Source organism: Janthinobacterium sp., from assembly GCF_031995485.1.
Lineage (GTDB): Bacteria > Pseudomonadota > Gammaproteobacteria > Burkholderiales > Burkholderiaceae_D > Janthinobacterium.
On record NZ_DAMAGB010000023.1, the window covers coordinates 1 to 10,928 of the forward strand.

At 61.3% G+C, this 10,928-nt stretch carries 10 protein-coding genes and 1 tRNA gene; 5 read left to right on the forward strand and 6 right to left on the reverse strand.

The window, feature by feature from the left end:
* Both RTQ46_RS14215 and RTQ46_RS14220 read left to right on the forward strand, forming a co-directional pair.
* Positions 1 to 1,936 (forward strand): DUF3274 domain-containing protein (locus RTQ46_RS14215; RefSeq protein ID WP_312437493.1); only part of this gene is annotated, 1,936 nt, incomplete at its 5' end.
* Positions 1,937 to 1,980: 44 nt separating this feature from the next.
* Complete coding sequence (locus RTQ46_RS14220; protein WP_312437495.1) at positions 1,981 to 3,603, forward strand: DUF2875 family protein; 1,623 nt, start codon at positions 1,981 to 1,983, stop codon at positions 3,601 to 3,603.
* On the opposite strand, the gene RTQ46_RS14225 is transcribed toward RTQ46_RS14220, so the two are convergent.
* Positions 3,588 to 4,145 carry a hypothetical protein gene (locus RTQ46_RS14225; protein ID WP_312437497.1) on the reverse strand — a complete coding sequence of 186 codons (558 nt, stop codon included), beginning with the start codon at positions 4,143 to 4,145 and terminating at the stop codon, positions 3,588 to 3,590. The genes RTQ46_RS14220 and RTQ46_RS14225 overlap by 16 nt on opposite strands.
* A gap of 120 nt (positions 4,146 to 4,265) precedes the next feature.
* Here RTQ46_RS14225 and RTQ46_RS14230 point away from each other — a divergent pair, with 120 nt between their 5' ends.
* Positions 4,266 to 4,763: a DUF4240 domain-containing protein gene (locus RTQ46_RS14230; protein WP_312437499.1), complete on the forward strand. Its 498-nt coding sequence runs from the start codon at positions 4,266 to 4,268 to the stop codon at positions 4,761 to 4,763.
* Positions 4,764 to 4,784: 21 nt separating this feature from the next.
* Positions 4,785 to 5,165 (forward strand): tetratricopeptide repeat protein, encoded by a 381-nt coding sequence (locus RTQ46_RS14235; RefSeq protein WP_312437501.1) that lies wholly within the window; start codon positions 4,785 to 4,787, stop codon positions 5,163 to 5,165.
* A 123-nt stretch (positions 5,166 to 5,288) separates the two neighbouring features.
* On the opposite strand, the gene RTQ46_RS14240 is transcribed toward RTQ46_RS14235, so the two are convergent.
* The 4 genes from RTQ46_RS14240 to rnr all read right to left on the reverse strand — a co-directional run bounded on the left by RTQ46_RS14240 (position 5,289) and on the right by rnr (position 10,161).
* Positions 5,289 to 5,981, reverse strand: a complete 693-nt coding sequence (locus RTQ46_RS14240) for a YceH family protein (RefSeq protein WP_312437503.1) — start codon at positions 5,979 to 5,981, stop codon at positions 5,289 to 5,291.
* Positions 5,982 to 5,996: 15 nt separating this feature from the next.
* A complete protein-coding gene (gene cysE, locus RTQ46_RS14245; RefSeq protein ID WP_312437505.1) occupies positions 5,997 to 6,746 on the reverse strand; it encodes a serine O-acetyltransferase in 750 nt (249 codons plus the stop codon).
* A gap of 190 nt (positions 6,747 to 6,936) precedes the next feature.
* Positions 6,937 to 7,680 carry a 23S rRNA (guanosine(2251)-2'-O)-methyltransferase RlmB gene (gene rlmB, locus RTQ46_RS14250; protein WP_308922064.1) on the reverse strand — a complete coding sequence of 248 codons (744 nt, stop codon included), beginning with the start codon at positions 7,678 to 7,680 and terminating at the stop codon, positions 6,937 to 6,939.
* 3 nt (positions 7,681 to 7,683) lie between these two features.
* Complete coding sequence (gene rnr / locus RTQ46_RS14255) at positions 7,684 to 10,161, reverse strand: ribonuclease R (protein ID WP_312437510.1); 2,478 nt, start codon at positions 10,159 to 10,161, stop codon at positions 7,684 to 7,686.
* A gap of 370 nt (positions 10,162 to 10,531) precedes the next feature.
* Between rnr and RTQ46_RS14260 the strand changes: the two genes are divergently transcribed.
* A tRNA-Leu gene (locus tag RTQ46_RS14260) sits at positions 10,532 to 10,616 on the forward strand.
* Positions 10,617 to 10,735: 119 nt separating this feature from the next.
* Here the strand turns inward: RTQ46_RS14260 and RTQ46_RS14265 are convergent.
* A partial coding sequence (locus RTQ46_RS14265; protein ID WP_312437512.1) for a hypothetical protein occupies positions 10,736 to 10,928 on the reverse strand: 193 nt, incomplete at its 5' end.

Here is a 10,928-nt window from a genome sequence, read left to right on the forward strand (position 1 = left end):
GCAGAACACGGACCGCTACGTCAACCGACTCGGCAAGGCCCTGACGAAGAACGGCGGCCCGTTCGGCAACGCCACCAATACCCTGCCCGACATGTGGAACAAGGGACTGTATTCGCCCGTCGATTTTGGCGGCGACCCGGTGCGGCCCCTGAAGACGGCGCCGGGCCGCATGTACATGGTGCTGGCCGCCAGGAGGCTGGCGGCCTTGATCGCCATGATCCGCGACTATGACAGCAACGACGTCGTCTCCATCGTGGCCCACAGCCAGGGCTGCCTGATCTCGCTGCTGGCGCAGGCTTTTCTGCTCGACGAAGGCAAGCGCCCCGCCGATACCCTGATCCTCACGCATCCGCCCTACAGCCTGGTGGAAGAGACCACCATGTTCTTCGGCACAGCCGAGGCCAGCCGCATCTTCGGCGGCGGCAAAGATGCGGCCATGGATGGCCAGTACGATGCCATCGACAACCGCCAGACCTTCCATGCGCGCCTGCAGACCTTGGCGCAGATCGTGCAGGGCGTGGCGGCAAAAAAACATGCCGTGCCAGCTTTCGACCAGATCAAGGATCACGCGCAATGTCATGGCATTGCCGGTGCCTCGTGGCGCGCCGAGGGGGACCGCGACAATCGCGGCAAGGTGTATCTGTACTTCTGCCCGGAAGACATGACGGTCGCGCTGGACAATATGCAGGGCATCGGCTGGCAGGGAGTGCCCGATTACCTGGACGGGCATCGCCTGTCCGAGACACAGGGCAGGACGCAAAAAAGCATTTGGGGCGACGGGCCGACCCGTTGGGAAAAGGAGTATCAGCGCCGCCAGCCTCTGGCGGAACTGGGATCCGGGTTCTATCAGCGCGTATTTACCGGCAAACTGCGGCTGGACCCGGCGAAAAAGACCACCGGCCCGGTACTGGTCGGCGCCCCTGCGCACGACTTCGCGCTGCGCCTCGATGGTGAAGATGACCATGACCATGTGGCCGGCGCCAACCGCAGCCACCGCGCCAATCATGACCAGGCGGCGTGGCCGCCCGTGCAGCCGAACAAGTGGCAGATCTTTTCAACCGAAGCGGGCCGGCGTGCGGGACTGCGCACCATCAACGGCGAAGCGCTGCGCGTGCCCGCCACCGCCGTGCTCGATGGCGGCGAAGTGCGTCCCGCGCAGTTCCCTCCCACCTCGAGCCAGGCCACGCTGCCGCGCAAGGAGCAAGGCCCGTGCGAAGACGTCGATCCGATCGATGCGGCGATTGCCATTACCAGCAGCCGGGGCTTGCGGCAACTTCCGCAGGACGTCGTGGCCGATCCGCGCCCTTTGCTGCAGCGGCTGCCGGAACACGGCCCGGGCCTGTTTGGTTCCGGTCCGCACCAGCAGGTACAGCTGGCCTGGAATCTGGACAAGAAGATCGGCGATCAGTGCAAATTGATACGCATCAGCCGTTATCCGGGTGGCGGCGACCGGTTATATATCGTGCGAGAGGAAACCCCGAACGAGGCGCGCAGGCGCTGGCAGCATGAAGTCAGTCCCAAGTCGTTTCATGGCGCGATTATCGGCAATGCGCAGAATCATCGGCAGGTAACGGCCTATGACGTGGCCATTGGCGGTGGCAAGGCGTGCAGCGATCCGGGGTTTTACCGGTATTTGTGTGCGGTGGCGGATTGGCGGTTGCAAAACGATATACGCAATCCAGTACGACCATCCATTCTTCGATGGGATGATTTCAAGAAAAAATTCGGACCTTACTGGGCTGCGGAATGCGCACAACGCAAACAACTTATTGAAGTCAATGCAACCTACTACAGTTCTGGACTGCTGCCCGCCTGTGTTCCAGCGCTTCAAGCGGGCCTGCCATCAACGGTTGTGTGCGAAACGATCGATGGGCGCCGTACCGAATCCCCGTTCCCAGCTCTCAGCCGTCGAGCCATCAACGATATACCAAAATGAAAAACACGCCCGCATTCCCCACTCGGTGCTTCGAGGAGAAAATAATGACCAGCCGCACAGAAAAATTCCTCCACTTGCTTTTTCTGATACCGCCAATTGTTGCTGGAAGTTTGCTGGGATCACGCTGGTTCAATCAGCCAAAACTGGTTCCCACAGCCAAGCCAATTGTGCAAGCGACGCCGGTCAGCGAACAATCCAAACGTGAATATGTGCTGGAAGTTATCGGCCTGGGCGTCACGCTCGATAAATATCGCCAAGGCAAACTGTGGGAAGCGCTTCAGAAAGGCCACCCTCATTCCAGCATACGCGAACAGGACAAGGAAAAGTATCCATGGGATGCCATGGAGAGAGCAGGAATTGCCGGGGGACGTAGTGGTGACACACTGGAAAATGGAGCAAAACGCCTGCCCATGTATTTCGGTATCCCGGTGTTTAATGCCGAGCCTCCTATCTATAACTCCGACATGCTCGATACTCCAGACGCACCGGCAATCGGCTTGGCCGGAGGCTATTCTTCCTCAGGCCTGCATTGGCATCTGTTTGCTGCCGGTCCGCGCCGTTTGAGCGAATATCCTGACCGCATCTTGGAAGACGTATTTGCTTTTTTCGACGCCAACCCTGATGTGCCATACATTGTGCTCAATTCGGAAGACAGCATACCCACGCGCGACCTCTATCGTCCCGATGATTTACCGTCACTGGTCAGAGACGGCCGCTACATCCCCGAAATGCCGGACGCCTCCGCCCTGTTCGTGCTGGCACGGCGCGAACGTATCGACTTGGTACGCAAGTTTGCCTTCAACGATGCGCCTCCCGAGGACAGTGTGGACGATCTTAATCACTATGGCGTGGCGCGGCGCCTGTATCTTGCCTACGACGAACTAATGACTCGCGTGCCTCATCCTGGCAAGAAAGACAATCCCAAAGCATTTACGATGCGCCAGCCCACCATCGAAGAATGGCTACCCGTCGCCGCGCAATTTGCCCGCCGCACCGATATCCGCGGCACCGGCAGCTTCAGCCTGCTCGACAAGCTGCCTGGCCGCAACTACCACCCGCCAAAGGACTGGCAACCGACACCGTGGTTTCCCTTGCCGTTCAACAAGGAACAACTGGCGCAGCTGGATGGCTTGCCCACGCTGGGCTTTGTCCACCGCCCGACCTACGTGAAAATGGTCGACGAGCATGGCAAACCGTTGACGCGGCGCGACCAGCGCGAACGCGCCTTGCAGGCCGGCTGGCAGGAAGCGCTGCGCACCCTGCCCGAGGCCGAGCGGCCGGCAGCGCCCGTGCGCCTGATCGCCGCCACCGGCGGCAAGACGGAGCAGATCGTGGCACTGCACAAGACCCTGCTGAAACACGCGGAAGATGGCGGCACCGAACTCGACAGCGGCAACCTTGCGCAATGGATCGACAGCGACCATCGCCTCGGCAACACGGGCGCGGCCACGCTATTGGTGCAGATGGCCATTGGCGTCATGGGCAGCTACCGCAATGGCGGCGTCAGCGCGGCGGTCAACCTGCGCAATCCGGACGAGGCTTCCATCGTGCTGATCAGCCCGCCGTCAGAGGAAAAGCGCGCGCAGCAGAACAAACCGCACCGCAGCGATGTGTTTGCCCATCACAGTACGCCGGCGATCGATCCGGCCAATTATCCCGAAAATTGAGTGCTGCCCGCCGCCAGCCTGGCCTGGTCGAGCAGCCGCTCCTCTTCATCGGTATCGGCATCGATCTGCGTCACCAGCGTCCAGAAACGGGGGCACGTTTTGATGCTGCCGAAGGCGCGGTTCGTTTCCAGCCGCACCATCACCTTGCGCAGGCTGTGCAGGTAGCCTGCCTCGATGGCGTCCAGCAGTTCGTCGTCGGCGCGCTCCATCAGCTCGCCCAAAGCCTCTGCAATCGTGGCGTAACCCTCATCCCACAATTGTCCGATGGCCGGCACATCGGCTTCCATGCACTCGTTCGACCAGTCGGGCGGATAATATTCCAGCTCCTTGTTGTCCGCACGGGTATCGAAGCTGAGCGACAGGGTCGGGAACGAGACGGCATTGAAGGCAAATGCGGAAAATGCGTGCTCCCTGAACTCCGACTGCCCCAGCAGCTGCAGCGACGCGCTGGCCAGCCTGAAGACGGTGTCTTCAAACTGGTGTGCCGCTTCGAACGTTTGCCAATCCGTGGCGGGCGCAAATTTATCAATGGTCGGGGACATGGTCTGGTTCCTTGTGGGCAGGTGAATGGCAACAACGGTAACGGTGCGCTTGGCATTTGAGCAAGATGATAATCTAAGCAAGCTCAGGATGCGGTACCGGACGACTCACGCCGCCTGCGCATGCACGATATTTTCGGACTCGATCGATCATTTTACGGGGAAGTAGCGATGAATGAAGACAAGTTTTGGCAGTTGATAGACCAGATCGACCGCGAGGCCATGGAGGGAGGCGATGCCGAGGGCGCTGTCGAACCTTTGATGCTTGCCCTGTCCGAATTGCCGGTCAAGGACATCAAGGGTTTCGAGGAATGCCTGGCCCAGGCGCTGTACAAGCTCGACGGCAAGATATACGCCGACAACGCGCGCGACTCGGGCACGTCGGGTGACGCGTTCCTGTATGCGCGATGCCATGTCGTCGGCAGCGGCAAGGCCGCCTATGACGCCGTGCTGGCGGACCCGACACGCATGCCGGATGATCTCGATGACTGGCTGGAGGAGCTGCTGTATGTCGCTGCCGAGGCATGGGCCGAGAAGACCGGGCGCGATACCGATGACTGGGATTTTTCCGCCAGCGTCAGTTACGAAACTGGCAGCAATGCCGGTGCCTGGCCGGCATAGCGGCTGGCAGGCCCGAAGCAGATGATAGCCACGCAGGATGCGATCGCCGCCAGCAAGGCGCTGATGCAAGAGCTGCACAGCGACACCAGCCGATGGGACGAAAACATGGCGGCGGCCGAAGCCATGCTGCGGCGCGCGCTGGCGCTATCGCCACAGGACACGGATATCCTCACTTGCCTGGGCGCCGTGCTGTGCGACCAGGGCAAGTATCAGGAAGCCGTCGCCTTGCTCGGCCTGGCGGTCAAGCTGGGCGCAGGCGACAGCCATACCCATTACAACCTGGGCGTGGCGCTGCTGGGGCATGCACAGCCAGGAACGGCGCGGGCAGCCTTCAAGAAAGCGCAACGCTACCCGGCATCGGCGCTGACATGGCAAGCCTGTTTCGATCCCCAGGCGCAGTAGCCGTCACCTCTTGCCCTTCATTGGTGAGGGTGCGCCAGCAGCCCGAGGACGGGCAGAGATGCGCCCGCGCCAACAATGTTGTCGGATTACGGCGCTTTGCGCCTAATCCGACCTACGCACTTTTTATTCAAACTGTTTGCGGAATGCTTCGAACTGCGCCGCCAGGCCATCGAAATCGCTGCGCAGCTGCAGCACTTCCTGTTCCAGCTGGGCCACCCTGCTGCCCTGCTGCGGCGCGCTGACGGCGCCGGCGTAGCCTGCCGCCGTCTCGATCTGCGCCAGCGCTTCGGCGCCACCGAGCAGATGGCCGTAGCGCGGCTCCTTGGCGCCGGGCGCGACAGCCAGCTTGGCCACCAGCGGCGGGTATTTGTCGATCAGGAACTGCAGGCCAGCTTCCACCTCGGCCACCGATTTGAATTCGTGCACGCGGCCGCTGCGGCTGCGGATTTCGCCGGCCGTCTGCAGGCCGCGCAGCATCAGGATCGTCAAAATGGCCAGCTTGTCCTGTTCCAGCGACCATTTGATGCGCATGCGGTGTTCGTACTTGGCCACGCGCGCGCCGGCCTGGGTGATGCCGTTGACAAACTTGCGCTGCATCAGGCGCTGCAGCACGTCGTACACGGTTTCTTCGGTGAGTGCCATCACGGGGTCGCGGCTGGACAGCTGGTTGCAGCCGTTGGTCAGGGCGTTGAGCGAAAGCGGGTAGCTGTCGGGCGTCAGGGCTTCTTTTTCGGCCAGGACGGCCAGGACGCGGATCTCGAACGGGTCGAGCAGGTTGGGATTGTCGGTGCTTGCGGTGCTTACATCAGTACTCATGCGTATCCTCTTTCACTAGTCCACCAGCTTGTTCATCTGTTCCGTATCCAATTTATCACATTCGGCCACGCCCTGGCAGCAAATGCCGGCGCGCTGGAGGGTGGCCAGGATGGTTTCGATGCGCTGCTCCTGGGCCACCGCGTGCGTGATCAGGCCCTGCAGCGCTTTCGACAGCGGATCGTCGCCGTTCGGCGTGACGCCGTAGGCGGCAAACAGATGGGCCGTGCTGCCTTCGCGCAGCGTGTTGAGGTCCTTCTGCACGATATGTGCGGGGTTGCCCACCGCCGTGGCGCCGCTCGGCACGGGTTTGAGCAGCACCGCGTTCGAGCCCACCTTGGCGTAGGCGCCGACGGTAAAACTGCCCAGCACCTGCGCGCCGGCGCCGACGATCACGCCGCGCTCCAAGGTAGGATGGCGCTTGGTTCCCGTATGCAGCGAGGTGCCGCCCAGGGTCACGCCCTGGTAGATGGTGCAGTCGTCGCCAACCACCGCCGTCTCGCCGATCACCACGCCGAAGCCGTGGTCGATAAACACGCGCCGGCCGATCACGGCGCCCGGATGGATCTCGATGCCGGTGATGATGCGGGCGATATAGGAAATGAAGCGCCCTACCCACTTCAGGCGCCGCGTCCAGCACCAGTGCGCCCAGCCGTGCATGACGATGGCGTGCAGGCCCGGATAACAGGTCAGCACCTCCCAGCCATTGCGGGCGGCCGGGTCACGTTCAATGATGCTGTTGATATCTTCGCGCAGGTGGTGGAACATGGGACGTGTTTCGTAATGGGTGACAGGATGCAAATGGTAGCGTATTGCGCGGGGGATTGCTGGAGGGGCGGATAAACAACCGCCGCCTCGAGGGCGGCGGCTTATGAACTGCATTCACCCCAACTGCGAAGGGCCGGGGTCGTACCCTGAGGGTACGACCCCAGGGTTTGCTTTGGGGTAAAAAAGACGTTTATGCTTCCAGCGCGATACGCTGGCGGCGGGCCTCGTACAGGCAAACACCGGAAGCCACCGACACGTTCAGGCTTTCGACCGAACCGAACATCGGAATATTGACCAGGATGTCGCAGGTGTCGCGTGTCAGGCGGCGCATGCCTTCGCCCTCGGAACCCATCACCAGCGCGGTCGGTCCCGTGAAGTCGGCTTCGTACAGGCCTTTTTCGCCGTCGTCCGAGGTGCCGATCAGCCAGATGCCGCGCTCTTTCAGTTCGCGCATGGTGCGCGCCAGGTTGGTGACCGTGATGTACGGCACGGTCTCGGCGGCGCCGCTGGCGACCTTGGCGGCGGTGGCGTTCAGGCCCACGGCGCGGTCTTTCGGCACGATCACGGCGTGTGCGCCGACACCGTCGGCCACGCGCAAACAGGCGCCCAGGTTGTGCGGGTCGGTGATGCCGTCGAGGATCAGCAGCAGCGGCGGGCCGTCGACCGCGTCCAGCAGCTCATCGAGATTGCGCGCCAGCGACAGCTGCGACGCAAACGCGATCACGCCCTGGTGGCGGCGGGTGCCGACGATCTTGTCGAGACGCGCGGAATCGACCGGCATCACGCGCACGCCGGCAGCCTTGGCGGCGGCAATCATGTCTTTCATGCGGCCGTCGACGCGGCTGGCATCGACAAAAATTTCTTCCACCGACGACGCTTCATGGCGCAGGCGCGAGGTCACGGCGTGGAAGCCGAAAATCATTTTATTCTTCATTGTTTATCGCTTCTTCTTGCTGGTCTTTGATACAGTTTTTGCTGCTCGTGGTGCGGCCGCAGCAGGCGCTGCGGAGTTGTTGTTGCCATTGCTGTTGCCATTGCCGCCGGACTTGCCGCGCTTTTGCCGGGAGGCGCCGTTGCCGCCGCCAGCCTTGATTTCATGGCGCTGCTCGGTCGCCGGACCGGGCTTGACCATGGCTTTCTTGTTGCGCTTGCCGCCGGCAGGCGGGTCCGATGGTTCTTCGCCAGCCACTTCGCCTTCGGTCACCAGGCGCAGATCGATCTTGCGCGTTTCCAGGTCAACGCCGGCCACCTGCACCGTCAGGCGGTCGGTCAGCTGATAGCGCTTGCCGGTGCGTTCGCCGCGCAGTTCATGGCGCGCATCGTCGTACTGGAAGTAGTCGGTACCCAGTTCGGTGACATGCACCAGGCCTTCGACAAACAGGGTATCCAATTGCACGAACACGCCGAAGGTGGTCACGCCGGTAATGGTGCCGGTGAATTCCTCGCCCAGTTTATCTTGCATGAAGTAGCACTTGAGCCAGGCTTCGACATCGCGCGACGCTTCGTCGGCGCGGCGTTCGTTGGCCGAGCAATGCACGCCCAACGCGTCCCAGATGGTCAGGTCGGTTTTCTTCGGCTTGCCTTCCGCCTTGTCCTTCGCCTGCTGCTTGCGCGTGGCGTTCGACACGTTGGTGTTGAGCACGGTTTTTTCCGACAACTTCGGCTCGTACTTCTTGCCTTGCAAAATGGCCTTGATGGCGCGGTGCGTCAGCAGGTCGGGATAGCGGCGGATCGGGCTGGTGAAGTGGGCATACGCCTCGTACGCCAGGCCGAAGTGGCCGATATTGTCCGGGCTGTAGACGGCCTGCTGCATCGAGCGCAGCAGCATGGTCTGCAGCAGGGCCGCGTCGGGACGCTCCTTGATCTGCTGCATCAGGGTCTGGTAGTCGGTGGCCGTTGGCGTGTCGCCGCCGGTCAGGTTCAGCCCCACCTGTTTCAGGAAGGTGCGCACTTGCGTGAGCTTTTCCTTGGTCGGGCTGGCGTGGATGCGGTAGGTGCCCGGATGCTTGTGGCGCAGCAGCAGGTCGGCCGCGCAGACGTTGGCCGCCAGCATGCACTCTTCGATGATCTTGTGCGCTTCGTTGCGCGTGCGCGGGATGATCTTTTCGATCTTGCCGGCGCTGTTGCAGACGATATAGGTTTCGGTGGTCTCGAAATCGATCGCGCCGCGTTCGCTGCGCGCCTTCAGCAAGGCGCGGTAGACGCGTTCCAGGTTCTGCAGGTGCGGCAGGATCTCGGCGCGGCGCGCGGCCTCGGGACCCTTGGTGTTGCCCAGTACGGCGGCCACTTCGTCATAGGTCAGGCGCGCGGCCGAGTGGATCACGGCCGGGTAGAACTGGTAGGCCTTGATTTCGCCCTTTTCGGTGACGACGGCGTCGCACACCAGCGTCAGGCGGTCGACGGCCGGGTTCAGCGAGCACAGGCCATTCGACAGTTTTTCCGGCAGCATCGGGATCACGCGGCGCGGGAAGTAGACGGAGGTGCTGCGTTCGAGCGCGTCGGTATCGAGCGCGTCGTTCGGCTTCACGTAATGGCTGACGTCGGCGATCGCCACGATCAGGCGGAAACAGTTGGCGCGGCCCACTTTCACCGGTTCGCAATAGACGGCATCGTCGAAGTCGCGCGCGTCTTCGCCATCGATGGTCACCATCGGCACGTCGCGCAGGTCGACACGGTCTTTCAGGTCGGCGGCGCGCACTTCGAACGGCAGCTTTTCAGCCTGTTTCAGGGCGGCGGCGGAAAAGATATGCGGCACATTGAATTTGCGCACGGCGATTTCGATTTCCATGCCGGGGTCATCGAGTGCACCAAGCACTTCGACAATCTTGCCGACCGGCTGCTTGAAGCGCATCGGCTGCTCGGTCAGCTCGACGCTGACGATCTGCCCTGCCTTGGCCTTGCCCACCGAACCGGTGACCAGGATGTCCTGGCCGATGCGCTGGTCTTCCGGCGCCACTACCCAGGTACCGTTTTCCTGGATCAGGCGGCCGATCACATGGGTATTGGCGCGGTAGGTGACTTCCACGATGGTGCCTTCCGGACGGCCGCGGCGGTCGGTGCCGACGATGCGGGCCATGACCTTGTCGCCATGCAGCACTTTCTGCATTTCCTTTTCAGGCAGGAACAGGTCGGCGCTGGCGTCGTCAGGGATCACAAAGCCGAAGCCGTCGCGGTGGCTGGTCACGCGACCGGCGACCAGCGCGCTCTGGTCGGCCAGGCTGAAGATGCCGCTGGCGTCAGACTTGAGCTGGCCGTCGCGCTCCATCGCCTTCAGGCGACGGACCAGGACATCCATGGAATCGGCATGCACTGCCAGCGTTTTCCCGAGTGACTGCGGATCGAGAGGCGCGTTGACGCTGCGGAATATGCCGAGAATGTCCTCCCGGCTGGGGATGGTGTGGGTATTTTGGCTCAAAAGTATTTCTATAGTTGTATTGACAGTGATCAAACGGAAAACAGGCCGATGACATCACCGTCAATATTGACACGGTGATAGACCGTAGTCTACCGGACAGCGCCCTGGTTTGCCTAACAGACAGCGTACTGTAAACAGGCCTGCTCGCTCCCTGATGAAAATTTATGGAAAAGCGCGCCAGGCATTTGACATCGGCAAATATTGCTCTATAATCCTTGTCTCTTGCAGCGAATCACCTTCAACAGTGAGGCGTTACAGGAAAGCGGTACAGGGTTGATGTGCAGTATGGAGCGAAAGCTCATCTGGCGCAAAACTCTTCAAGCCGCTATAATAACAGAGTTGTTGTAGTAAGTTGTCAAGCAGCATCAGTGCCCACGTGGCGGAATTGGTAGACGCGCATGGTTCAGGTCCATGTGCCTTTGGGTGTGGGGGTTCGAGTCCCTCCGTGGGCACCATTACCGGATTCGCAAAAAAGCCGCAAACTTTCACGAGTTTGCGGCTTTTTTCATTTCCGGCCGCACAGACCAAGACAACCAGGCGGCGCGCTGAAAAAACAGGCAGTTTTCTCCATTTCTCATAGGGAAACAGGCTTTTTCAGAAGAAAACAGCCTTTCTTGAGAAAAACAGCAAAATGTTCATTGACCGAATCGCCGCCAGCCCTTATGATTTTGTCCGTCGCTGCAGAACACGCAGCGAATAGCAGGAAGCAGCAACAATGCCCACGTGGCGGAATTGGTAGACGCGCATGGTTCAGGTCCATGTGCCTT

Coding starts and splice junctions, on each gene's coding strand:
- cysE (WP_312437505.1), bottom strand. CDS start 6,746: ATGTTCCACCACCTGCGCGAAGATATCAACAGCATCATTGAACGTGAC.
- RTQ46_RS14225 (WP_312437497.1), bottom strand. CDS start 4,145: ATGTCCCCGACCATTGATAAATTTGCGCCCGCCACGGATTGGCAAACG.
- RTQ46_RS14220 (WP_312437495.1), top strand. CDS start 1,981: ATGACCAGCCGCACAGAAAAATTCCTCCACTTGCTTTTTCTGATACCG.
- RTQ46_RS14235 (WP_312437501.1), top strand. CDS start 4,785: ATGATAGCCACGCAGGATGCGATCGCCGCCAGCAAGGCGCTGATGCAA.
- rlmB (WP_308922064.1), bottom strand. CDS start 7,680: ATGAAGAATAAAATGATTTTCGGCTTCCACGCCGTGACCTCGCGCCTG.
- RTQ46_RS14230 (WP_312437499.1), top strand. CDS start 4,266: ATGCACGATATTTTCGGACTCGATCGATCATTTTACGGGGAAGTAGCG.
- RTQ46_RS14240 (WP_312437503.1), bottom strand. CDS start 5,981: ATGAGTACTGATGTAAGCACCGCAAGCACCGACAATCCCAACCTGCTC.